The organism is Archangium sp., from assembly GCF_045802675.1.
Lineage (GTDB): Bacteria > Myxococcota > Myxococcia > Myxococcales > Myxococcaceae > Archangium.
Genome location: NZ_JBJMQO010000150.1, coordinates 56,009 through 78,677, shown reverse-complemented (window position 1 = coordinate 78,677; position 22,669 = coordinate 56,009). Strand labels below are relative to the sequence as shown.

18 protein-coding genes are annotated in these 22,669 nt (G+C 70.2%); 13 read left to right on the top strand and 5 right to left on the bottom strand.

What is annotated here, in order from left to right; genetic code table 11:
* Window positions 1-336 precede the first annotated feature (336 nt).
* The 5 genes from dnaK to ACJ8AN_RS41960 all read left to right on the top strand — a co-directional run bounded on the left by dnaK (window position 337) and on the right by ACJ8AN_RS41960 (window position 8,359).
* Window positions 337-2,250, top strand: coding sequence for a molecular chaperone DnaK (gene dnaK / locus ACJ8AN_RS41980; RefSeq protein ID WP_407761273.1), 1,914 nt, complete (start codon window positions 337-339; stop codon window positions 2,248-2,250).
* Window positions 2,251-2,399: 149 nt separating this feature from the next.
* Entirely contained in the window at window positions 2,400-2,807 is a 408-nt protein-coding gene (locus ACJ8AN_RS41975) for a thiol-disulfide oxidoreductase DCC family protein (protein ID WP_407761272.1), read from the top strand.
* A 112-nt stretch (window positions 2,808-2,919) separates the two neighbouring features.
* Complete coding sequence (locus ACJ8AN_RS41970; RefSeq protein ID WP_407761339.1) at window positions 2,920-5,445, top strand: AAA family ATPase; 2,526 nt, start codon at window positions 2,920-2,922, stop codon at window positions 5,443-5,445.
* A 14-nt stretch (window positions 5,446-5,459) separates the two neighbouring features.
* A complete protein-coding gene (locus ACJ8AN_RS41965) occupies window positions 5,460-7,772 on the top strand; it encodes a vWA domain-containing protein (RefSeq protein WP_407761271.1) in 2,313 nt (770 codons plus the stop codon).
* 14 nt (window positions 7,773-7,786) lie between these two features.
* On the top strand, window positions 7,787-8,359 hold the full coding sequence (locus ACJ8AN_RS41960) for a PspA/IM30 family protein (protein WP_407761270.1): 573 nt from the start codon (window positions 7,787-7,789) through the stop codon (window positions 8,357-8,359).
* 6 nt (window positions 8,360-8,365) lie between these two features.
* On the opposite strand, the gene ACJ8AN_RS41955 is transcribed toward ACJ8AN_RS41960, so the two are convergent.
* Window positions 8,366-8,503: a hypothetical protein gene (locus tag ACJ8AN_RS41955; RefSeq protein WP_407761269.1), complete on the bottom strand. Its 138-nt coding sequence runs from the start codon at window positions 8,501-8,503 to the stop codon at window positions 8,366-8,368.
* A gap of 239 nt (window positions 8,504-8,742) precedes the next feature.
* Between ACJ8AN_RS41955 and ACJ8AN_RS41950 the strand changes: the two genes are divergently transcribed.
* Entirely contained in the window at window positions 8,743-10,050 is a 1,308-nt protein-coding gene (locus ACJ8AN_RS41950; RefSeq protein ID WP_407761268.1) for a hydroxyacid-oxoacid transhydrogenase, read from the top strand.
* Window positions 10,051-10,070: 20 nt separating this feature from the next.
* Window positions 10,071-10,502 (top strand): acyl-CoA thioesterase, encoded by a 432-nt coding sequence (locus tag ACJ8AN_RS41945; RefSeq protein WP_407761267.1) that lies wholly within the window; start codon window positions 10,071-10,073, stop codon window positions 10,500-10,502.
* A 24-nt stretch (window positions 10,503-10,526) separates the two neighbouring features.
* On the opposite strand, the gene ACJ8AN_RS41940 is transcribed toward ACJ8AN_RS41945, so the two are convergent.
* Window positions 10,527-11,408 (bottom strand): DNA integrity scanning protein DisA nucleotide-binding domain protein, encoded by an 882-nt coding sequence (locus tag ACJ8AN_RS41940; RefSeq protein ID WP_407761266.1) that lies wholly within the window; start codon window positions 11,406-11,408, stop codon window positions 10,527-10,529.
* Window positions 11,409-11,542: 134 nt separating this feature from the next.
* On the opposite strand from ACJ8AN_RS41940, the gene ACJ8AN_RS41935 reads away from it, so the two are divergent.
* Window positions 11,543-11,905, top strand: a complete 363-nt coding sequence (locus tag ACJ8AN_RS41935) for a TraR/DksA family transcriptional regulator (RefSeq protein ID WP_407761265.1) — start codon at window positions 11,543-11,545, stop codon at window positions 11,903-11,905.
* A 58-nt stretch (window positions 11,906-11,963) separates the two neighbouring features.
* Here ACJ8AN_RS41935 and ACJ8AN_RS41930 read toward each other — a convergent pair whose 3' ends face one another.
* Window positions 11,964-12,728, bottom strand: coding sequence for an FHA domain-containing protein (locus ACJ8AN_RS41930; RefSeq protein WP_407761264.1), 765 nt, complete (start codon window positions 12,726-12,728; stop codon window positions 11,964-11,966).
* A 299-nt stretch (window positions 12,729-13,027) separates the two neighbouring features.
* Between ACJ8AN_RS41930 and ACJ8AN_RS41925 the strand changes: the two genes are divergently transcribed.
* Window positions 13,028-14,764 (top strand): protein kinase domain-containing protein, encoded by a 1,737-nt coding sequence (locus tag ACJ8AN_RS41925; protein ID WP_407761338.1) that lies wholly within the window; start codon window positions 13,028-13,030, stop codon window positions 14,762-14,764.
* A 58-nt stretch (window positions 14,765-14,822) separates the two neighbouring features.
* Here the strand turns inward: ACJ8AN_RS41925 and ACJ8AN_RS41920 are convergent, their stop codons facing one another.
* A complete protein-coding gene (locus ACJ8AN_RS41920; RefSeq protein WP_407761263.1) occupies window positions 14,823-15,908 on the bottom strand; it encodes an FHA domain-containing protein in 1,086 nt (361 codons plus the stop codon).
* Window positions 15,909-16,027: 119 nt separating this feature from the next.
* Here ACJ8AN_RS41920 and ACJ8AN_RS41915 point away from each other — a divergent pair, with 119 nt between their 5' ends.
* The 4 genes from ACJ8AN_RS41915 to ACJ8AN_RS41900 all read left to right on the top strand — a co-directional run bounded on the left by ACJ8AN_RS41915 (window position 16,028) and on the right by ACJ8AN_RS41900 (window position 20,397).
* Complete coding sequence (locus ACJ8AN_RS41915) at window positions 16,028-18,247, top strand: RelA/SpoT family protein (RefSeq protein WP_407761262.1); 2,220 nt, start codon at window positions 16,028-16,030, stop codon at window positions 18,245-18,247.
* 209 nt (window positions 18,248-18,456) lie between these two features.
* Window positions 18,457-19,053: a hypothetical protein gene (locus ACJ8AN_RS41910; RefSeq protein ID WP_407761261.1), complete on the top strand. Its 597-nt coding sequence runs from the start codon at window positions 18,457-18,459 to the stop codon at window positions 19,051-19,053.
* A gap of 81 nt (window positions 19,054-19,134) precedes the next feature.
* Window positions 19,135-19,872: a YsnF/AvaK domain-containing protein gene (locus tag ACJ8AN_RS41905; protein WP_407761260.1), complete on the top strand. Its 738-nt coding sequence runs from the start codon at window positions 19,135-19,137 to the stop codon at window positions 19,870-19,872.
* A 138-nt stretch (window positions 19,873-20,010) separates the two neighbouring features.
* A complete protein-coding gene (locus tag ACJ8AN_RS41900) occupies window positions 20,011-20,397 on the top strand; it encodes a RidA family protein (RefSeq protein WP_407761259.1) in 387 nt (128 codons plus the stop codon).
* 109 nt (window positions 20,398-20,506) lie between these two features.
* On the opposite strand, the gene ACJ8AN_RS41895 is transcribed toward ACJ8AN_RS41900, so the two are convergent.
* The gene (locus ACJ8AN_RS41895; protein ID WP_407761258.1) at window positions 20,507-22,468 is read right to left on the bottom strand and encodes a DsbA family protein; all 1,962 of its coding nucleotides are present in this window, start codon (window positions 22,466-22,468) and stop codon (window positions 20,507-20,509) included.
* Window positions 22,469-22,669: the final 201 nt, after the last annotated feature.

Below are 22,669 nucleotides of genomic sequence, written 5' to 3'. Positions count from 1 at the left end.
CAAGGGGGGTAGGGGCAATGTCGCTGCCTCGCGGCAACGCGGCTGTCCCTCAGTGCACTTTCTCAGCCAATGGCTGACGCGAGGCGTTAACCCCTCCATCCCCAATTATTCCAGGAACTTGGCGCGTCGGGTTCTGATCGAACGCCTGCCCGGTTGCTACCGGCGGGTGGCGGAGGTGGAGAGCGCGTTACGCACCCGTGGCGGTCCGGTGGCGCGCGCGTAACGCGGTTTGACGCGGTTTGACACCCCCCGGTGGGTGGTTACGTTGGTCACACATCGGAGGTACTCGAGGGTTTCGCGGTACTTTTCCGCAGTTATTTCGGGAGGTTACACACCGTGGGCAAGATTATCGGAATCGACCTGGGCACCACCAACAGCGTGGTGGCGATCATGGAGGGTCGCGAGCCCAAGGTTCTCACCAACGAGGAAGGCGCCCGCACCACGCCCTCGGTCGTCGCGTTCGCGAAGGATGGGGAGCGTCTGGTGGGGCAGGTGGCCAAGCGTCAGGCCATCACCAACCCCGAGAGGACCGTCTACTCCATCAAGCGCTTCATGGGCCGGCGCTACGAGGAGACCACCGAGGAGGCGAAGCTCGTCCCGTACAAGGTGGTGCGCGGCCCCCATGGCGACGCGCGCGTGGAGATCGATGGCAAGCAGTACAGCGCGCCGGAGATTTCCGCGCAGGTGCTGCTCAAGCTCAAGCGCGCCGCGGAGAACTACCTGGGTGAGAAGGTCACCGAGGCGGTCATCACCGTCCCGGCCTACTTCAACGACGCCCAGCGCCAGGCCACCAAGGACGCGGGCGAGATCGCCGGCCTCACCGTGCGGCGCATCGTGAACGAGCCGACCGCCGCGGCGCTCGCGTACGGCCTGGACAAGAAGAAGGACGAGAAGATCGCCGTCTACGACTTCGGCGGTGGCACGTTCGACATCTCCATCCTGGAGGTGGGCGAGAACGTGGTCGAGGTGCTCGCCACCAACGGTGACACCCACCTGGGTGGCGACAACATCGACCACAAGCTCATGGACTGGCTGATCGCCGAGTTCAAGAAGGACAACGGCATCGACGTCTCCAAGGACAAGATGGTGCTCCAGCGCCTGAAGGAGGCGGCGGAGAAGGCGAAGATCGAGCTGTCCAGCACCATGGAGACGGAAGTCAACCTGCCGTTCCTCACGGCGGATGCCACCGGTCCCAAGCACCTCAACGTGAAGCTGACGCGGGCCAAGTTCGAGGCGATGATCGACGACCTCGTCGAGCGCTCGCTGGAGCCGTGCCGCAAGTGCCTGAAGGACTCGGGCGTGGACCTCAAGGACCTCAACGAGGTGGTCCTCGTGGGTGGCTCCACGCGCATCCCGAAGGTGCAGGAGGCGGTGAAGCGGCTGTTCGGCAAGGAGCCCAACCGCTCGGTGAACCCGGACGAGGTGGTGGCGGTGGGCGCGGCGGTGCAGGCCGGCGTGCTCGCGGGCGAGGTGAAGGACATCCTGCTGCTGGACGTCACCCCGCTGTCGCTGGGCGTGGAGACGCTGGGCGGCGTGATGACCAAGCTCATCGAGCGCAACACCACCATCCCCACCCGCAAGTCGGAGACGTTCTCCACGGCGGCGGATGGCCAGTCGCAGGTGGAGATCCACATCCTGCAGGGCGAGCGCGAGATGGCCGGGGACAACCGGAGCCTCGGCCGCTTCCACCTGACGGGCCTGCCGCCCGCCCCGCGTGGCGTGCCGCAGATCGAGGTGACGCTGGACATCGACGCCAACGGCATCCTCAACGTCAGCGCCAAGGACAAGGCGACGGGCAAGGAGCAGAAGGTGCAGATCACCCACTCGTCCGGCCTGGCGAAGGACGAGGTGGAGAAGATGGTGCGCGCGGCCAAGGAGAACGAGGCCGCCGACAAGGCCCGCCGCGAGCTGGTGGAGGTGAAGAACCAGGCCGAGTCGCAGGCGTACAACGCGGAGAAGATGCTCAAGGAGAACCGCGACAAGCTGTCGGCCACCGCCGTGACGGACCTCGAGGCGGCCGTGAAGGGCCTCAACGAGGTGCGTGAGGGCCAGGACAAGGACGCCATCAAGGGCGCCTTGGAGCGCCTGCAGCAGGTCAGCTACAAGGTGGCCGAGGAGATGTACAAGGCCACCGGTGGCGCTCCGGGCGAGGGCGCTCCGCCTCCTCCAGGTGCGGACGCGGGCGCGGCTCCGGGCAGCTCGGCCAAGCCGAAGGACGACGTGGTGGACGCCGAGTTCCGCCAGTCGTAAGGGGATGTGACCCACCGGGTTGAAACCCGGAGTCAGAAGGGCCGGAGCTCTCGCGAGGGAGCATCCGGCCCTTCCGTTTCGTGGGACCCCAAGTCCCCGGCAGCGTAAGAAGAGTCACGGGCCCAGCAGGGCCGCGCGAGAGGAGAGCGATGAAGGCGCTGGCGACGACGCCCCCGGGGCATGACGTCATCCTGTTCGACGGGCACTGCCGGCTGTGCCGGGGGGCCGCGAAGCAGTTCGAGCGGTTGCTCGGAGGCCGCGGCACGGAGCTGCGCTCGTTCCGCGAGGACGGCGTGCTGGCGGCGTTCCCCGGCATCTTGCCCGAGCGGTGCGAGCAGGCCATTCAGCTCGTGCAGGCGGATGGGCGGGTCTTCGAGGGCGCCGAGGCGGTGGTGCAGGCGCTGGGGCGCAGGCCGCTCGGAAAGCTGCTCTTCGTCTACTACGTGCCGGGGCTGCGCCAGGTGGCGGACTGGGTGTACGGGCTCGTGGCCCGCTACCGCTTCCGCATCGCGGGGCGGACGTGCTCGGACGGCGCGTGCGCCGTGCACTTCAAGTAGGGGAGTTCACGCAGGGGCCGGGTCAATCGTGAGCCGGGGGTGACTCGCCCTTCAAATGCGGAGTCGGGGAGGGCTACGATGGGTGCCCTTGTTCCCAGGCCGGACACCCGTGATCCATCCTCCCACGCACGTCTACCCCCAGGCCGCGCAGGCCTTCCGCCACTTCTTCCAGGAGCTGCGCGAGGCCTACCTCGAGCGTGAGACGCTCTTCACGCAGATAGAGCTGGCGCTGCTGTGCCGCGAGCACGTGCTCGTGGTGGGCCCTCCCGGGACGGCCAAGAGCGCCATCGCCTCGGCGGTGCTGGGGCGCATCCTGGACGAGAAGACGGGGCAGCCCTCGCTCTTCGCCAAGCAGATCGCCGAGTCCACGGTGCAGACGGACCTCATCGGCCCGGTGGACTTCAAGGTGCTCACCGAGACGGGCCGCACCGAGTTCATCACCGAGGACGGCATGCTGGGCGCCACCCACGCCTTCCTCGACGAGGTGTTCGACGGGCGCGACATGCTCCTGCGCTCCATCCTCAACGTCCTGCACGAGCGCGAGCTCAAGCACGGGCGCCGGGTGACGAGCGGGCGCACCGAGTGCGCCATCATGACGAGCAACCGCTACCTCTCCGAGGTGCTGGCGCGCTCGCCGGAGCTGCTGCTGGCCTTCGCGGACCGGCTCAGCTTCATCTCCTTCGTGCCCAAGTCCTTCGCCCGGCGCCCCAGCCGCGCGGCCATGCTGCACCGCTTCGCCCGGGGCATGCGGCCGGACCTGCGCGCCACGCTCACCCTGCAGCAGCTGGACGTGCTCCAGGAGGCGGTGGAGCGGGTGGAGGTCTCCAGCCACCTGCTCGAGGCCATCGAGATGCTCGCCGACGAGCTGGAGCGCGCGCTCACGGCCCAGGTGTCCAAGCTGCCCGACTACGTCCCCACCAAGTACTTCTCCCAGCGCTCGGTGGTGAAGGCGCTCTGGGCCCTCAAGGCCGCGGTGGTGCGAGACCAGCTCTACCGCCGTCCGGACCGGACGCTCGAGGCGACCGTGGAGGACCTGGACGCCCTGCGCTGGTTCTTCCTGCTCGGCGGGCCTCCGGCGGAGGAGTCCGAGGCGCTCCTCAAGGTGGCGGTGGATCCGCGCGAGCGCGCCCAGTTGGAGATCGTCCGCATCGAGCAGAAGGCCTTCGACGCGGCACTGACCAAGGTGCGTGCCGAGCTGGGCACGGGCGTGGAACGCGAGGCGGCGTCGCTGGGCGCGGCCGAGGAGCTCAAGACGGTGGAGGCGCTGGCGCGCACCTTCCAGCCCGGCATCGTCACCACGGCGGCGCAGCGGCTGCGTACGAAGCTCGTCCCGGGGCCCCGGCATCCGGACAACCGGGTGGCGTTGCTGGGCGCGGCGCGCGGGCTGCTCGCGGTGGTGGAGCAGCGGGTGGCGCGCGGACCCGTCGAGGGCTCCGAGCCCCGGGCGGGTGTGGCCCTCTTCTCCGCGCTCGTGGAGACGGTGGACCTGTGCCGCCAGGTGCCGGAGCTGCGCCAGCGGCTGCCGGCGGTGTGTGACGCCGTGGGCCGCTTCGTCATGCAGGCGCTCGAGCTCATGGCCCTCAACGCCGAGAGCCTCGCCTTCGACGAGACGGTGGTGCTGGACGCGCTCGCCGGGCTCGCGGACAACGTCTCCGAGGAGCTGGGCCGGGTAGGGGAGCTCCTGGCGCTGCTCGCCGAGGGCAATTCGGGGCTGGTGGTGCGCCTGCGGGCCGCCGAGACCGAGGCGCGCCGGCGTGCAGTGACCGCCCTCCGCCAGCGTGCGACGACCGCCTTCTCTGGCTCGCGCGGCCGGAGGGACCCACTGGATGCGCTCGCGGCGGACTCGCGCCGGCTCGCCCAGCTCGAGGCGGCCCTGTGCAAGTTGGACCCCGCCCAGCGCGGCCTCAAGCAGGAGCTGTTGCAGCCGCTCGGCCTGGCCTACGCCCGGGACGTGCTGTCCACCACGCCCTTCGAGCGCATCGACCCGTTCTCGCGCACGGTGCAGTCGGTGGCGGAGAACCTGCGGCGCGAGGGCCTCGCTCCCGAGCCCGTCTTCGTCGAGTGCCACGAAATCATCGAGGCGCGCCTGCGCGAGTACGTGCGGGGCCTCGGCCGCGAGGTAGCGAGCCCTCCGCCCGCACCCCACGCCGCCGTCAGTGGCGAGGCCTACAACTTCTACCGGGGCGACTTCTCCGCGCAGGTGCGCGACGGGGAGTTCACCGCGCTGCTCGGGCTGGACGGACAGCTCGCCTTCGCGCGGCCGGCCTCCGCCTCGTCCTTCCTCTCCGACACCCTCCGCGACGCCGTGGCCCGGGTGGAGCTGTCCTTCGTCCAGACGCGCATCAAGTATCTGCGCAGCTGGCTCACCCAGCTCCTCACCGCGCTGCCCGCGCCCCAGTCCGCCCAGAACCGCGCCTTCGCGGATCAGATCTTCGATCGCCTGGTGAAGAGCCGCTTCCCCCTGCTCACGCTCAAGGAGGGCGAGCTGGTGCGCATCAAGGGCGTGCTCGGCGTGCTGGTCGCCATTCCCGGCGAGCTGGGAGACAGCGCCCGCAAGCTGGAGAGCGTGCTGCGCGGTATCGACGACGACTTCACCCGCTTCAGCAAGCAACTGCTGGAGCTGCGGGCCTCGCTGTGAGGAGGTGCTGAAGCGTGTTCAGCGCGAGGCTCGCACGTCTGCGGCTCCGGTTGGACGCGCTCCAGGGGAGCCCGTCCCAGCTCGAGGGCCTCCGGGGTTGGTGGCTCGGGCTCACCGCCCCGGCCGAGGTGGACCTGACCCTGCCCACGCTCACGGCGCTCGACCGGGCGCTGGAGCGGGTGGGCGTGCACACGCTCGCGGACGCGCGCCTGCTGCTCGAGCTCGGCGTGAGGAAGGGCCGGGTAGGGGACCTGGCCACGGGCCTGAAGACCCGGGCCGGCGAGGCGCTGGAGGAGTACGAGAGCACGCTGGACGCGGTGGAGAAGATGATGCGCGCGGGCCGGACGCCTCCGGGCGCGCGCACGGCGTTGGAGCGCGGCTTCATCCGGCTGGCCCGGGTGCTCCGGGTGGCGGATCTCTTCATGGCCCCCACGCCCCCGCCGAAGGAGCAGGGCGAGCTGGAAATCTTCGCCCGGCCCGGCCCGGTGTGGAGCGAGCGCGGGGCCCCGAGCAAGGCCCGCATGGCCGTGGCCGAGTTCCTCGCCCAGCGGGCGCGCGAGAACGTGGAGGACCTGGTCCAGAAGCGGCGCGACCTGGACGTGGCCCACGAAATCCTCCTGCGCATCGGCATGGAGCACGACCGCGACCGCGGCGTGGCCCTGCGCAACGAGGTGGCCCAGGCGCGAGACAGGGTCCGGGAGCAGCCGGCGACGCGCTCGCTGGATGCGCTGGTGCAGGAGGTGCGGCGCACCGCGCAGCGCGAGCCGGGGATGGCCTGGCGCTCGCTCCGGGGACTCTACGAGCGCGCGCTGGAGGCGGATGACCCTCAGCTGGCGGCGGCGGCCCGCGCGGCGCTCGAGCCGATGATGCCTCGTCGCGACTCGATGCGCTCCATACTGGAGGCCTCCGAGCGTGACGACCTGACCCGTTGGTTCGGCGAGGCGCCTCCCGCCGTCGAGGGCGAGAAAGGTCTCCGGCAGCCGCCCAAGTCCTCCACCGCGGATGAGCTGCTCGCGGACCTGGCCTTCTCGCTGCGGCCCGAGCAGCTCGCCGCCTTCGAGCTGGCGGCCGGCTGTGGCCGCTACTTCGACGTGGAGGACGCGCTCACCGAGGAGATCGTCGAGGTGAACGCCCGGAAGGTGCGCCCCGCGCCGCGCCGGGTGCCGTACCCCACGGAGAACATGACGTTCGAGCGCACGGGCAGCCTCCACGAGGTGCAGAACTTCGTCATCTCGGATCCCCGGATGCTCGTCTACGACCTGGCGGGCCACAGCCAGGCGGTGCGCGCCTACCTCGAGGACGAGCCTCCTCTCCGGCCCAAGAAGATGAAGCGCACCGCCGTGCGCGTGTACGTGTGTGATGCCTCGGGCTCCATGCACGGCGCCCGCGCGCGCTTCCGCGACGCCATCATCATCGCCGAGCTCAACAACCTGCGCGTCAAGGCGCGCCAGGGCCTGCCGTTCGACCCGCTCTACTTCTCCTTCTTCAACGACAGCCCCACCGAGCTGGCCCGCGTGGACACCGCCCGCGAGGCCACCCGGCAGATCGAGAAGCTCTTCCGCGACTCGCCCGCCGAGGGCCAGACGGACATCACCCTCGCGCTCATGTCCGCCTTTGACTCCATCCGCGCCGCGCAGGGCAAGGATCCGTACCTCGCCCGCGCCACCGTGGTGCTCATCACCGATGGCGAGGACCGCATCGACCTGGAGCTCATCCGCCGCACCCGCGCGCCCATGGACGCGCTGGACATCGCGCTCAGCTTCATCTCGCTCGGCGAGGAGAACCCGGACCTCAAGTCGCTCGTCCAGGAGCAGCGCGAGCGCGGCGGCCGCGCCTTCTACCACCACCTCTCCGACCAGGAGATCCAGTGGGCGAAGACCGAGTTCGACAGCCCCTGGCGCACCCTCCTGCCGCGCGACCTGCCCGTCACCCCCGAGGTCATCGAGGCGCTCACCCCGCACCTCAACGCGCTCGAGGCGCTCGCCACCGGACGCTCGAGCTCCACCTCGCCCGCGCCGGTGACCTCCGAGGCCTCCTTCGATGCCTTCTTCCCGGAGCCCGAGCGCATCGGCTCCGAGAAGGTGACGGGAGAGGCGCCCGGCCCCGAGGTGAGCGCCCGCGTAGCAGATATCCTCGACGCCATCGTCGAGGCCGCCGCGCTCGCCTCCGCGGACCGCCGCGCCACCGAGAGCCTTACCCTCCTGCAGCACCTGCTCGGGGTGTACCAGCTCACGCCCGGGCGCTACCTGGCCGCGCTCATCCTGGGTGGTTCAGAGGTGCACGAGCGGCTCGCTCGCGTGCGCCTGCTCTGCCGTCCGTTGGAGTAGGCTGCCCCCCGGACATGCTCTTCGACTGGTTGCGCAAGAAGACGCCGAAGACGAAGAAGCCCGAGCGCCCCACGGATCCGCTCGCGGCCTTCGATCAGCTCATCGAGGACCTGGAGCGGCAGGCGGCCGAGGTCCGCAAGTCCGCCGCCACGCTGCTGGCGCTCAAGGGGGACCTGGCCCGCTCGCAGGCGCGGTACGTGAAGCGGCTGGAGGACATCTCCAAGCGGCGGGCCATCGCGGACGGGCAGGGGGACGCGAAGATCGCCCTGGCGCTCGAGCGCGACCGCGTGCAGACCGAGTCCCTGCTGGGCACCACGCGCGAAGCGCTCAACCGTGCCGAGCAGGACAGCCAACTGCTGCTCGAGGCCGCGGCCGATATCGGCAACCGCGTGGCCGAGCTGCGCATCGAGCGCGAGAGTGCCTCGGCCCGGCTCGCCGTGGGAGGGCTCGTCTCCACCGCCCTGCGCGAGCAGGTGGAGCGCTTCGAGAAGGTGCTCGCCGTGGATGCCGCGCGCGATGAGATCGAACGGGCCCATGCGCTCGCGGACATCTACCGCGAGGAGCGCGGCGAGGCCGTGAAGCCGTAGCGGGCGTCAGCGCTCCGGGTGCGGCGTGGGGCCTGGCTCACGCCGCAGGTAGCCGAGCACCAGGGCACTCAGCTCCTCGACGAGCTCGGGGTCTCCCACCATCTCGGGCCGCTCGATGACGGTGGCCCAGATGGCGCCTCGCACGGTGGACCTGCTCGAGCCGGAGCACCGCTTCCAGCTCCGCGGTGGAAGCCTGCGGCTCGGAGCGCTACCGCTAGGCTCGGGCCGGGTGCTTCGCCGACGGTGAGTCCGGCTGTCATCAACGACACGCGTCTGTTCGCCAGGTGCGCGATGAGGCCCACGCGCCGGGGCGCGGCTTGTTAGGCTGCGCGCCCGCCCGCCCCGGAGGTCTCCTCGGGGTCGCCACGCTCAGGAGGGAGACGATGGGCTGCTGCCACTACCACCCCGTCGGAGAGGGCTGCGACAGCGCCTTCACCGTGGACACCTCACGCATCACCTTCGGGCGCGGCTGTCTGGCGGAGGTGGGCGATCGCGCGAGGGCGCTCGGGATGAAGCGCGTGGCCCTGTTCTCGGACGCCCGAGTCTCCCAGCTGCCGCACTTCCAGAAGGTGCGCCAGTCGCTGATCGCCGCCGGGCTGGACGTGGTCGTCTTCACCGACGTGCACGTCGAGCCCACCGACCAGTCCTTCCTGGACGCGGCGCGCTTCGCCACCGAGGCGCGGCCGGATGGTTACGTGTCCCTGGGTGGCGGCTCGGTCATCGACACCTGCAAGGCGGCCAATCTCTTCGCCACCCATCCGGCGGACTTCCTCGCCTACGTCAACGCGCCGGTGGGGGAGGGGCGCGCGGTGCCCGGCCCGCTCAGGCCGCACATCGCCTGTCCCACCACCTCGGGCACGGGCAGTGAGGTCACCGGCATCACCATCTTCGATCTGCTCTCCATGCAGGCGAAGACGGGCATCGCCTCGCCGGCGCTGCGGCCTACCGAGGCCCTCATCGACCCGGACTGCACCGCGACCCTGCCCCCCGAGGTGGTCGCCGCCAGCGGGCTCGACGTGCTGTCCCACGCGCTGGAGTCCTATACCGCCCGGCCCTATGTGCGCCGTCCCGCGCCCGCGCGGCCGAGCCTGCGGCCCATGAGCCAGGGGGCCAATCCGTGGAGCGACCTCGGCTGCCGTGAGGCGCTGCGCCTGCTGGGGCTGTACCTGGTGCGCGGGGTGAAGGACGCGCAGGACCACGAGGCCCGCGAGCAGCTCATGTGGGCCTCGACGCTGGCCGGCATCGCCTTCGGGAACGCGGGAGTGCACGCGCCGCACGGCATGGCCTACGCCGTGGCCGGGCTGGTGCGCGACTTCCGGCCCTCGGGCTATCCGCGGGACGAGCCCCTGGTGCCGCACGGCATGGCCGTCATCGTCAATGCCCCGGCCGTGTTCCGCTACACCGCCGAGGTCAGCCCCGAGCGCCACCTGGAAGCCGCGCAGGGCCTGGGCGCGGACGTGCGCGGGGCCTCGCCCGCGGATGCCGGTGAGGTGCTCGCCCGGAGGCTCATCGAGCTCATGCGCGCGGTGGGCATCCCCAACGGCCTGGGGGGCGTGGGGTACGGAGAAGCGGACCTCTCGGCGCTCACGGAGGGCGCCTTCCCGCAGCAGCGCCTGCTGCAGAATGCCCCTCGCGAGATGTCCCGGCCCGTCCTCACCGAGCTGTTCCGCCAGGCCCTGCGCTACTGGTAATCGCAGCGGAGACCACGCCCATGCCCGAAGTCGAGACCGCGGATCGCTACCGCTACTTCCAGCCCATCACCACCCGCTGGATGGACAACGACGTCTACGGCCACATCAACAACGTCACCTACTACAGCTACTTCGACACCATCGCGAACCACTACCTCATCCACGAGGGCGGCCTGGACATCGTCACCAGCCCCGTCATCGGCCTGGTCGTCGAGTCCCGGTGCACCTACCGCGCTCCGCTCGCGTACCCGGACACGCTCCGCGCGGGCCTGCGCGTGGACAAGCTCGGCAACCGCTCGGTGACCTACGGCATCGGCATCTTCAAGGAGGGCGAGGAGCAGGCCGCCGCCCACGGCTACTTCGTCCACGTCTTCGTAGACCGCCAGTCTCGCAAGGCCACGCCCATGCCCGAGCGCCTGCGCGAGGCGCTCGCCCGCATCACCGTGGGCTGAGGGCCCACGGCGAGGGGTGATTGGCTACGTGCGGCGCGCGGTCTGGTGCAGCTCCAGCACGATGTTGCCGCCCTTGAAGAGCCTCACCGCTCCCGAGGTCTGGCTCACCACCAGCGCGATGCTCTTCGTCGTCGACGTGATGCTCGCCGCCGCCGCGTGCCGCGCTCCCAGGCCCAGCGGAATCTTCACCGCCTCGTCCGACGCCGACAGGTAGCGGCCCGCCGCCAGCACCACCCCGTCCTCGCGCATGACGAACGCCCCGTCCAGCACCGAGAAGTTCTTGATCGCCTCGCGGATCTTCGGATCCAACACGTTGCGCTCGGATTCCGAGATCCCCTGGAACGGGTTGATCGTCATCTGCCGGCTCTTCTCCATCACGCTCGTGTGGTCGCCAATCGTGATGATCGTCCCGATCGGGTGGCCCTCGAAGCCCTCCTGGCCCACCTGCAGCGCCAGCTGGATGAGCGCGTCCACCACCTGCGAGTTGAACTCGTCGCCCAGCTTCACGCCTTCGATCGTCAGCCGGTCGTCCAGCGAGCCGCCAATGCGCATCTGCATCAGCGTGTCCGGCGAGCGCCCCAGCTTCCCCGTCATGCACAGCACGAGGTCCCCGTCCTTGAACGCCCCCTGGGACAGGGCCGACACGAGCGCCACCTTCACCCGCTCGGTGCGCGAGTAGTCGTAGGCCGGAATCACCAGCGCGCGCTGCTTTTTGCTCAACAAATCCTGCGCCACCGCCGGCGCCGTCACCGCGTAGACGAGCTTGCGCTTCGCGTGCTGCCGGCGCAGGTCCTCGGGCGGAATGAGCACGTCGCTGATGTAGAGGAAGTGGTCCACGTCCCCCTTCCCAGCGAGCGAGAGGGCGGCTCGCAGGAACTCCCGATCGAATTTCGAGGCATCGCTCATGAGGTACGACCTCGCCGCCTGTTATGAGTAGGTCAGGGTCTCCTTGACATCAGACCGCGCGTGAATAAAGCTTTCCGGCCATTTTTTTCGACGCACCAGGGCCCACTTTCCCCGGAGCACGGGAGCCTAAGGCTGTGAACCAGAAAGATCTCAAGCGGTACAAGAAGATGCTCGAGGACAGCAAGACGAGCCTGCTGGAGAGCGCCAAGAAGACCCTGGTGGAGGAGTCCAGCTTCGACACCGACGATCTGCCCGACGAGATCGACCAGGCCTCCTCCGAGTACGCCCAGTCCATGGTGTTCCGGCTGCGCGACCGTGAGAAGTTCCTCATGCAGAAGATCGACCGGGCGCTCGCTCGTATCGAGGACGGCACCTTCGGCATCTGCGAGCGGTGCGAGGAGGAGATCTCCCCCAAGCGGCTCGAGGCGCGTCCGGTGACCACGCTGTGCATCCGCTGCAAGGAAGAGCAGGAGAAGAAGGAGAAGTCCTACGGCTGAGGCCGTAGCGGGGCGGGAGGCCCTCACGCACAGGCCCGCGTGAGACCTTCCGCGCCTCTCAGCCGGCCGCCAGTTGGATCTCCACCCGGAGCAGCTGGCGGCCGATGAGGAAGTGATCCCCGTTCTCCACGAAGACGGGGCCGGACAGCCGGATGAAGGTTCCGTTGGAGGAGCCCACGTCCTTGACGCGCAGCCTGTCCTGCTTCACGTGCAAGAGCGCGTGGCGCCCCGAGACGAAGCCGTCGGTGGGGAAGGTGAGATCGCCCTGCTCGCGCCCCAGGTGGTTGTCTCCCTCCTTGAGCGGGAAGGCGGCCCCTCGCAGGCCTCCCTCCAGAATCTGCACCAGCCGCAGCCGGTAGCCCGGGTCCGTCGAGCCCCAGATGTGGGCCCCGCCCGGCCCCACGGCCGCCGCGGGAATGGGCTCGAGCACCAGCCGCTGCCGGCCCAGGCGCAGCTCGCCGCCCACAGGCAGCTCCCGCTCCTGGCGCAGGCGCACGAACACGCCGTTGGCGCCTCCCACGTCCTCCACCACCAGCCGTCCCGTCGAGAAGAAGAAGCGGGCCTGCACTGGCATGATGAAGGGGTCATCCGTGAGGGGCAGGTCGCCCTGGGGGCCGCAGGTGAGGGCATCCCGGGTCATCCGCACCACGGACTCCGGGCCGCCGTCGGCTCGCACCACGCGCAGGGCCACCTGGGGGCGGGCGGCCAGCTTCGGCGCGGCCATCACCATGGTGCCCCCGCCCGAGCGCATGGGCGAGCCACAGGCGTGGCAGGTGGAGGCGGAGTCGGGGTTCTCGGCATCGCAGCGGGAGCAGTAGGCCATGGCGGACGGCTGTACATATCAAGCCCCGCGAGGGGTTGCGCGGGTGGCGAACATGGCGCGTCCAACGCCCGTCCACCTTGCGGGGGACCCGACGCTCGTGGGAAGTTCGGGGCCCAACACCCGATTCCTGCATCCGGGAAGCCCCCTTGCATTGCCCCAGCTGCGGCGCTGACGCCGGTGAAGTTTCCAGACTCTGTCCCTCCTGCGGCGCCACGATCGCGCGCGGGGATGTGGACGACTATATCGGCCGCACCATCGCCCAGAAGTACCAGGTGGAGGCCCTCATCGGTGAGGGCGGGATGGGCAAGGTGTACCGCGCCCGCCAGGTGGCCCTCGACAAGCTGGTGGTGCTCAAGGTGCTGCGCCACACGCTGCTCGGCGACGACCGCACCGTGGCCCGCTTCAAGCGCGAGGCCAAGGCCGCCAGCCGCCTCAACCACGCCAACTCCATCAGCATCCTCGACTTCGGCCAGACCGAGGACGGGGCGCTCTTCATCGCGATGGAGTTCGTCCCGGGGCAGGACCTGCACACCGTGCTCAGCAAGGAGGGTCCGCTCCCCGAGGCGCGCATCGTCCGCGTGGTGAGCCAGGTGCTCTCCGCCCTCTACGACGCGCACAACGCCGGCGTCATCCACCGGGATCTCAAGCCCGAGAACATCATGGTGGAGCAGCGCCGCAACGAGCCGGACTTCGTGAAGGTGCTCGACTTCGGCATCGCGAAGATCCAGGACAGCGAGGGGGATGGGCCCGCCCTCACGCGCACCGGCTTCGTGTGCGGCACCCCCGAGTACATGTCCCCCGAGCAGGCGCGTGGCTCCACGTTGGACCACCGCTCGGACCTGTACGCCGTGGGCGTCATCCTCTACCAGCTGCTCACCGGCCGGCTCCCCTTCGAGTCCGACACCGCGGTGGGCTACGCCACCAAGCACCTCACCGAGGAGCCCGTCCCGCCCTCGCGCAAGCGCCCGGAGATCCGCGTCTCCCCCGCCATGGAGCGGCTCATCATGCGGGCGCTCTCCAAGAGCCCGGATGACCGGCCCCAGGACGCCGAGGCCTTCAAGGCCGAGCTGTTCGCGGTGGACAAGGAGCGCGAGCGCCGCGCCAATCCGCCCGCGCGCCGGCCTGCACCGGGCACCGCGGGGGTGCTCGCGCCGCTGCCGCGCAAGGCCACCCCGCCTCCCAACGGCCTGAGCACGGATCTCACCGACCCGGGTTGGGGCGGCGAGGCGGATGCCACCGTGCGCGCCATGCCCGAGCACCGGCCGCTGTCGGGTGCCGCCGCCCTGGCCCGCTCCGCCCCGGAGCGCACGCAGCTGGCGCCTCCGGGCCGGCCCATGTCCGAGCGGGGAGAGCGCTCGGGGCCCATGCCGCTCACCGCCTCGCGTGCGCCCGTGCCCCTGCCGCTCGAGCGCTCCACCACCGAGCGCTCCGCCATCCTCGAGCGCGCCGCGGCGCCCACCACCGACCTTCCCCTGGTCCACGACCGGACCGAGGCCATGGTGTCCACCGTGCCCGAGTCGGGCAGTGGCTTCGGTTTCCTCAAGGCCTTCGTCCTCACCCTGGCGCTGGCGACGCTCGCGCTGGCCGGCTACTGGCTGTACACGAGCTGGCGCACCCAGACGCACGAGAAGCCCTTCGTCCCGCCGAAGAACGCCCCCATTCCGGGACAGGAGTCCGGTGCCAACGTGCCCGCTCCCACCACCGTGCCGCTGTACGAGCAGGACGTGCCGGTGAAGCAGCGCGATCCGCGGCAGGCGCAGGAGCACCGGCTCGCGGGCTACACCGCCTACAAGAGCGGCGACCTGGCGCTGGCCGCCACCGAGTTCCGCGCCGCCTTCTCCGCGGAGCCCTCCGCCGAGTTCGCGCTGATTCTGGGCGAGGTGTACTGGGCGCTGGACAACCACGACGAGGCGCGCGGCTGGTGGAAGCGCCACCTGCGCGAGCAGCCGGACTCCAAGGCCGCCCGCACGCTCGTGTCCAGGGAGCCGCAGCTGGCCTCGGCCGCCGGCATCCGCGAAGCCCCTTCAGGGAAGTGATCGAAGGTGCTCTCCCTCTCCTGGAGGGCGAGGGGATGGGCCGGGCGGCGCGTTCCGCTCAGCCCACCAGCTCCACCTGCACGAGGTGCTGGCCCAGGCGCACCCGGTCCCCGGAGCGCAGTGGCCGGTCCACCCCGGAGGGGATGCGCACGAAGGTGCCGAGGCCTCCGGACAAATCCCTCAACTGGGCCCCGGCGGCGGTGAAGCTCAGCTCGCAGTGGCGGCCGGCCAGCCCCTCCTCCTGGGGGTAGCTGAAGTCGCAGTTGGCCTGGCCGATGGTCAGCAGCGGGGCGGACGTCACCACCGTCCGGCCGGCGCGGCCTCCCACCAGCACCTCCTCCACGCCGTAGACGCCCTGACCCGGGGGCACCGGGGCGCCGTAGACGGTGGGGCGTCCGGCGAGCGGCGGCGGGGCCTCGAGCTTGCCGAGGAAGCGGAACAAGCGCTGGCCGATACTGAAGAAGGAGAGGGGCGGCAGCGTCTCGGTGCCCGGGATGGTGACGTAGACGCCCGAGGCGCTGGACTCGTCCCGGACATGCAGCACGTTATCCTTGATGAGGAAGGTGGCGTGCTGGGCGGAGACGAAGACATCGTCCGCGAAGAGGATGGCACCCCGGGTGCGGCCCACGGTGCAGCCGGTGACGGGCAGCTTGAAGCGCTGGCTCCGGGCGGCGCCGGCGACGACGGCCAGTCCGAAGCGCGAGGCGGCCGGAGCGGGCCGGGCTCCCGACGCGGGCACGGCGGCCGGCTTGGACGCCGTGACGGGCGGGGCGGACAGGGGCGGAGCGGGGGGCGGCGCTCCGGTGGGGCGCGTCAGGGGCGCGGCGGGCGAGCGGGGGGCGGCGACTCCCGGTTGGGGAGGACGGGCCGCCAGGGGGATGCCCCCGGCCGAGGCGACGGGGGCCGGGGTCCGCGAGGCCGGACGCAGACCGGGCGGGGCAGCGCCTCCGGGCGTCCGGGGCGAGCCGGAGACGGGCCTGGCCGAGGGGGAGGCGGGCGTGCTCTGGGAGGGGGGCGGCTTGGACGTGGCCGGCGCCTCGCTCAGCGAGGTACCACAGCTCGCGCACACCTCCGCCCGAGGCGGATTGTGGCCGTCACAGTTCGGGCAGACCACGGCGAGAGCTGACAGCAGGAGCTGTGACATGGGCAGGGCGACTCTAGGAGTGGGCGAGACATGGGGTCAACGAAAGCGCATCCCGAGCGAATCCCGAGGTTGCGACGTTGCCCCCCCAGGGGGCGGCAGTTACCATTGCTGACGCTTCGATGATCCGCCTCAACGACATCCTCCAGCGGGTTGCCTCCTATCACCCGGACCCCGATCTGGACATCATCAAGAAGGCGTACGTCTACTCGGCCAAGGTGCACCAGGGCCAGCTACGCAAGTCGGGTGAGCCCTACCTCATCCATCCGCTCGAGGTCGCCGGGCTCCTCGCCGAGTTGAAGCTGGACGAAGCGTCCATCGTCACCGGCCTGCTGCACGACACCATCGAGGACACTCTCGCCACGGCCGAGGAGCTCACCGAGCTCTTCGGCCCGGAGGTCGCCCAACTCGTCGACGGGGTGACGAAGCTGTCCAAGTTCTCCGCCTCCGCCACGCTCTCCCAGGAGGAGAAGCAGGCGGAGAACTTCCGCAAGATGATCATCGCGATGGCGCAGGACATCCGCGTCATCCTGGTGAAGCTGGCGGACCGCACCCACAACATGCGGACCCTGGACCACATGTCCGAGGAGAAGCAGCGGCGCATTGCCCAGGAGACCCTGGACATCTACGCCCCGCTGGCCAACCGCCTGGGCATCAGCTGGATCAAGACCGAGCTGGAGGACCTGTCCTTCCGCTACGTCAAGCCCCAGGACTTCCTCGCGCTGCAGGACAAGCTCAACAAGCGCAAGAAGGAGCGCGAGAAGTACATCGAGGACGTGAGCTCCCTCGTCCAGAGCAAGCTGGAGGAGCGCGGGCTGAAGGGCGACGTGAGTGGCCGCTTCAAGCACGTCTACAGCATCTACAAGAAGATGAAGTCGCAGGGGATCGAGTTCGAGCAGATCCACGACATCATCGCCTTCCGCATCATCATGCCCGCGGTGCCCAGCTGCTACGAGGCGCTGGGCCTGGTGCACCAGCTGTGGAAGCCGGTGCCGGGGCGCTTCAAGGACTTCATCGCCATCCCCAAGCCCAACATGTACCAGTCGCTCCACACGACGGTGGTGGGGCCGCTGGGCGAGCGGATTGAAGTGCAGATCCGCACCCCGGACATGCACAAGGTGGCCGAGGAGGGCATCGCGGCGCACTGGGCGTACAAGGAGGGCAAGGCGCTCTCGGTCAGCAAGGACGACGAGAAGTTCGCCTGGCTGCGCCAGCTCATGGAGTGGCAGCAGGACCTCAAGGACCCCAAGGAGTTCCTGGAGACGGTGAAGGTGGACCTCTTCACCGACGAGGTCTTCGTCTTCACGCCCAAGGGCGACGTGCGCAGCCTGCCGCGAGGGGCCACGCCGGTGGACTTCGCCTACGCCATCCACTCGGACGTGGGTGGGCGGTGCGTGGGCGCCAAGGTGAACGGGAAGATCGTCCCGCTGCGCTACAAGCTGAAGAACGGGGACACGGTGGAGGTGCTCACCAGCCCCCAGGCGCACCCGTCCAAGGACTGGCTCACCTTCGTCAAGACGAGCCGCGCGCAGCAGCGCATCCGCGGCTTCATCAAGCAGCAGCAGCGCGAGAAGAGCCTGCAGCTGGGCCGCGAGCTGCTCGAGCGCGAGCTCAAGCGCTACCAGCTCAACTTCAACCGGCTGCTGAAGAACGGCGAGCTGAAGAAGGTGTGCGACGAGCTCGGCTACCGGGTGGAGGACGACCTGCTGGTGGCGCTGGGCTACGGCAAGGTGGTGCCCAACCAGGTGATTGTCCGGGTGGTGCCGCCGGAGAAGCTGGCGGCGTCGGGAGACGGCAAGGGCTCGCACGCGGCGGACCACCAGGCCTCCGCGTCCGGCGCGAGCAGCATGCTGCCGGGCCTGTCGCGGGTCACCGACTTCGCCAAGAAGCTGGTGGGCAAGCAGAACAGCAGCGGGGTGCAGATCGGCGGCGTCGACGACGTGCTGGTGCGCTTCGGGCGGTGCTGCAACCCGGTGCCGGGAGATCCGATCGCGGGCTTCATCACCCGTGGGCGGGGCGTGACGGTGCACACGGTGGGCTGCGACAAGGCGCTGGCGACGGATCCCGAGCGGCGCGTGGACGTGTCGTGGGACGTGCGCGGCGACTTCAAGCGGCCCGTCACCCTGCGCGTGCTGACGGCGGACCGGACGGGCCTGCTGGCGGACATCTCCAACACCTTTTCGAAGAAGGGTGTGAACATCTCGCAGGCGAACTGCCGGGCGACGGGGGATGACCGGGCGGTGAACACGTTCGAGGTCACCATCTCCGACCTCAAGCAGCTCACGGACCTGATGCGCACCATCGAGCGTCTGCCAGGCGTCTACTCCGTCGAGCGCATCTAGCTGTGCGCCCCCCTCCCTCTCCCCCGGGAGAGGGTCGGGGTGAGGGTATACGCGGCCTCGCTCGCAAGCCTGTCCCCCAAGGGAAGAACCCCCCTCTCCGTACGCCTGCCCGCCCGGTGTGGCGAGGCACGGCCGCCGGAGGCGTGCTGCGGCCCGGACGCATGCTGCACATGCTCCTGGGCAGGCACCCCCAAGCGAGGAGAGGCACCATGGACGAGACGCATCGCAAACCCTTCCAGCCCCTCCCCGGCGTGCGCTGGGGCGCGGTGGCCACGGGCGCGCTGTTGGGGGCGGCCGTGTGGCTGGTGCTCCTGCGCTTCGGGGACGTGCCGGGGGCGCTCACGCGGGAAGGAGTGCCCGGGCTCGGGCTCCGGGTGTGGTGGGTGGTGGCGCCGCTGCTGGCCGCGGGGCTGGCGTCGTGGGCGGGGGCATGTGCGTCGGGCGAGCACGGTATCCGCGAGGCGTACCTGCACGGGCTGCTGGCCTCGGCGGGCGCGCTGCTGCTGGCGGCGCTCGTGGGGCCGAGCAGCGTGGGCGTGTTGCCGGAGCCGGGGTGGAGCGGGCTCGCGGTGGTGGTGGGCGCGGTGACGGGCGCGGCGCTGGGACGGGCGCAGCTCGCCGGACGCGTGGCGGCGCCGTGGGCGCATTCCGGAGCGGGCCGTCGCCTGTCGAGAGGGGACGCGGTGGCCGGGTCCGGCGCACCCTCCCGGCCCCGTTGGCGCGAGGTGCTCACGGGGCGGCGGGCGGGAAACCCGCGGCCCGGTGCGGGCGAGGACGTGGGACACCGGGACCAGGACCTGCACTGACGGCACGGGCGGGGGCGTCACGGGCGCGCACGGGCGCGGGGACGAGGCACGACACAACGGGCAAGTGAGGAGCGGACGGCCATGGCAGACGGGACGGAGGAGCTAAGGACGGGCCTCGAGGTGCGAGGGGCGGATGGCGGGCGGCTCGGGACGCTGGTGGGTTTCGAGGCGGGCGCGTTGGTGGTGGAGCGCGGCTTCTTCTGGCCCCGGCGCTTCATCGTCTCGCGCAGTGACGTGGGGACGGTGGGGGACGGGGAGGTGCGGCTGCTCGAGGGGTCCGCGCCGCGCGAGCTGCTCTCTGGAGCCCAGGACGCACAGGCCCGCACTTCCGTCTGGACGGACGAGCCCGTCGAGCGCGAGGCGCCGGTGCCGGGCATGCGCGTGGAGGAGGGCGACGTGCGGGTGCCCCTGGCGCGCGAGGAAGCCCTGGCGCGGGTGCGCACGCGGGGCGTGGGGGCGGTGCGCGTGCGCAAGGTGGTCCGCACCGAGCTCAAGCAGATCACCGTGGAGGTGCGGCGCGAGGAGCTCGTGGTGGAGCGTCTCCCCGTGCACGCGGGCGCCTCCGAATCCTCCGCCGCGAGCGCCGCGGCCACCTCGAGCGCCTTCCAGGAGATGGAGCAGCTCATCCCCCTGTGGCGCGAGGACGTGGAGGTGGTGAAGCGGCCCGTCGTCTACGAGGAGGTGCACCTGAAGAAGGCGGTGGAGCGCCGCACCTGGACGGAGGAAGTCCCGCTGCGTCACGAGGTGGCCCGCGTGGAGGAGGAGGGCGAGACACGCCCGGCGCCTGACGCGGGGAGTCCAGACACGGCCTCGCACTGAGCGCCAGCGGCGCCGCTGGGAGGGATGAGACAAAGCGCGAGCACCCGCCGGGTGCGGGGTTGGCCGGGCGCGGGCTCGGTGGTAGAGCCGCCGCGGATGCGCGGCCGCTCCTGGCCGCCTCACCTCCGAGGTGAATGCATGGCTCGCAAGATTGTGCACTCCGACGACGCGCCCAAGGCGATCGGCCCCTATTCGCAGGCGGTGCAGGTGGAGGCCGGGAGGATGACCTTCCTCTCCGGCCAGATTCCGCTCGACCCGAAGACGATGAACCTCGTCCAGGGCGACGTGGTGGACCAGGCCGAACAGGTGATGAAGAACCTGGGCGCGGTGCTGAAGGCCTCGGGGCTCGACTTCTCGCACGTGGTGCGCTGCACCATCTTCCTCACGGACCTGGGCGACTTCACCAAGGTGAACGAGGTCTACGGCCGCTACTTCACCGGTGAGCCCCCGGCGCGCGCCACGGTGCAGGTGGCCGCGCTGCCCCGCGGCTCCAAGGTGGAGATCGACGCCATCGCCGTGTCCTGAGTCTCGTCCGGGGTGGGGGAGGGCACCCCACTCCCCCAGGGCCCGCAAAGAGAAAGGCCGCCGGACCCGTTTCGGTCCGACAGCCTTTTTCATTCAGGCGGGGCGGGGATTACTTCGCGTCCGCCGCGACCGTGCCCTTCTTCTTCAGCTCCTCATCGATGATGCGCTTGAAGGCATCGATGGGCTGCGCACCGACGACCGAGCGGCCGTTGATGAAGAAGGACGGGGTGCCGTTGACGCCCACGCGGCTGGACTCGGCCATGTCCGCGCTCAGCTGCGCCTCGAACTTGTTGCTGTCGAGGGCGGCCTTGAACTGGTTCATGTTCAGGCCGATCTCCTGCGCGTACTTCTCGAGCGAGGCGCGGTCCAGGGCGCGCTGGTTGGCGAAGAGCTTGTCGTGCATCTCCCAGAACTTGCCCTGCTCGTTGGCGGCGAGGGCGGCCATGGCGGCGGGCTTGGCGTTCTGGTGGAAGGGCAGCGGCGAGTTCTTGAAGGCCACGCGGATCTTCCCCTTGTAGTCCTGCTCCAGCTGCTTGAGCGTGGGAATCACGCGGCCGCAGAAGGGGCACTCGAAGTCGGAGAAGGCCACGATGGTGACGGGCGCGTTCTTCGGGCCGAGCACCGGGGCGGTGCCGACCTCGATGTTCTGCACGGCCGGCTCGGCCGGGGCGGCGCCGTTGAGCTTCAGGCCCTCTTCGATCAGCTTGTTGTACAGGTCGGCCGGCTTGGTCCCGGCGGCCAGCAGCTTCTCGGCGCGAGCCTTCTCCTCCTCGATCATCTTCTTGAAGTTCTCGAAGGGCTGGGCGCCCACGAACTCACGGCCGTTGATGAAGAAGGTGGGGGTGCCATTGGCGCCCACCGCGGCACCGGCGGCGGCGTCCGCCTGCACCTTGGCGCCGAGCTTGCCGGAGTCGAGCGCGGCCTTGAACTGGCCCACGTTCAGACCGATCTCCTGGGCGTACTTCTCGAGCGACTCGCGATCCAGCGCCTTGTTGTTGGCGAAGAGCTTGTCGTGCATCTCCCAGAACTTGCCCTGCTCCTGGGCGGCCACGGCGGCCTCGGCGGCGCCCTTGGCGTGCTGGTGGAAGGGCAGCGGCTGGTGACGGAACACCACGCGCACGTCCTTGGGGTACGCCTCCTTGATCTGCTTGAGCGTCGGGGCGACGCGGCTGCAGAAGGGGCACTCGAAGTCGGACCACTCGACGATCGTCACCTTGGCGTCCTTGGGGCCGAAGGACGGGGCGTCGGCGGGCGCGTCCACCTTGCGGTAGGCCTGGGCGGGAGCGGCGTCGGGCTGCACGGCCTTGGGAGCGGCCTCCACGCCCTTGGCGAGGACGGCGGCGTACACCTGGTCCGCGGGGGTGCCCGAGCGGGTGAGGGCCTCGGCCTTGCCCAGCTCCTCGTCGATCAGCGCCTTGAAGCTCTCGAGCGGCTGCGCGCCGGAGAGGAAGCGGCCGTTGATGAAGAAGGCCGGGGTGCCGTTGGCGCCGAGCTTGCCGGCCAGCGCCTGGTCACGGTCGATGACGGAGGCCAGCTTGAGGTCGGCCATGTCGGCCTTCCAGCGGGAGATGTTCAGGCCAATCTCGTTGGCGTACTTCTCGAGGTCCGCGTCCTCGAGCGCCTTGTTGTTGGCGAAGAGCTTGTCGTGGAACTCCCAGTACTTGCCCTGCTCACCGGCGGCCAGGGCGGCCAGCGCGGCCGGCTTGGCGCGCGGGTGGAAGGGCAGCGGGTTCTCCTTCATGACCACGCGCAGCTTGTTGCCGTAGTCCTTCTGGAGCTGATCCACCGTGGCGTTCGCGCGCGAGCAGAACGGGCACTGGTAGTCGGAGAACTCGACGAGCGTGACGAGCGCGTCGGCGTTGCCGCGCATGGGAGCGCCGTCGATGGGCACCTTGAAGACAGTGGGGTCCACCGGCCGGGGACCCGGCTTGGGCGCGTTGGCGGCAGCGGCGGCGGCCGCGGGCTTGTTGGCAGCGGTGGGGCTCGTGAGGCTGCCACCCTTGGAGGCGGCACCAAAAGCGAATCCCAGCACCAGGCCCACCAGCAGGGCCACGATCACATTGGGTTTCATGAGTCTGTTCAGCTCCTCGTACGTCAGGTCCGACTGCGGTCCCGGGCTTTAGGTCAAGTCAGCAGGGCGCGGGTAGATAACAGAGCCCGTTCCGAGCACGCAAGGCGAGCACGCGTACCCGGCATGGGTGAAGACGCCACCCAGGGCCCCGAAAACACAATACTTTTTCTCGAAAATTCCCCCGGCCCGACGCCCGCTCCG

What these genes read in the sequence shown, in the direction of transcription:
- ACJ8AN_RS41975 (WP_407761272.1), top strand. Translation starts at nt 2,400, where the DNA reads ATGAAGGCGCTGGCGACGACGCCCCCGGGGCATGACGTCATCCTGTTC.
- ACJ8AN_RS41960 (WP_407761270.1), top strand. Translation starts at nt 7,787, where the DNA reads ATGCTCTTCGACTGGTTGCGCAAGAAGACGCCGAAGACGAAGAAGCCC.
- ACJ8AN_RS41950 (WP_407761268.1), top strand. Translation starts at nt 8,743, where the DNA reads ATGGGCTGCTGCCACTACCACCCCGTCGGAGAGGGCTGCGACAGCGCC.
- ACJ8AN_RS41945 (WP_407761267.1), top strand. Translation starts at nt 10,071, where the DNA reads ATGCCCGAAGTCGAGACCGCGGATCGCTACCGCTACTTCCAGCCCATC.
- ACJ8AN_RS41940 (WP_407761266.1), bottom strand. Translation starts at nt 11,408, where the DNA reads ATGAGCGATGCCTCGAAATTCGATCGGGAGTTCCTGCGAGCCGCCCTC.
- ACJ8AN_RS41930 (WP_407761264.1), bottom strand. Translation starts at nt 12,728, where the DNA reads ATGGCCTACTGCTCCCGCTGCGATGCCGAGAACCCCGACTCCGCCTCC.
- ACJ8AN_RS41925 (WP_407761338.1), top strand. Translation starts at nt 13,028, where the DNA reads ATGGGCAAGGTGTACCGCGCCCGCCAGGTGGCCCTCGACAAGCTGGTG.
- ACJ8AN_RS41920 (WP_407761263.1), bottom strand. Translation starts at nt 15,908, where the DNA reads ATGTCACAGCTCCTGCTGTCAGCTCTCGCCGTGGTCTGCCCGAACTGT.
- ACJ8AN_RS41915 (WP_407761262.1), top strand. Translation starts at nt 16,028, where the DNA reads ATGATCCGCCTCAACGACATCCTCCAGCGGGTTGCCTCCTATCACCCG.
- ACJ8AN_RS41910 (WP_407761261.1), top strand. Translation starts at nt 18,457, where the DNA reads ATGGACGAGACGCATCGCAAACCCTTCCAGCCCCTCCCCGGCGTGCGC.
- ACJ8AN_RS41905 (WP_407761260.1), top strand. Translation starts at nt 19,135, where the DNA reads ATGGCAGACGGGACGGAGGAGCTAAGGACGGGCCTCGAGGTGCGAGGG.
- ACJ8AN_RS41900 (WP_407761259.1), top strand. Translation starts at nt 20,011, where the DNA reads ATGGCTCGCAAGATTGTGCACTCCGACGACGCGCCCAAGGCGATCGGC.
- ACJ8AN_RS41895 (WP_407761258.1), bottom strand. Translation starts at nt 22,468, where the DNA reads ATGAAACCCAATGTGATCGTGGCCCTGCTGGTGGGCCTGGTGCTGGGA.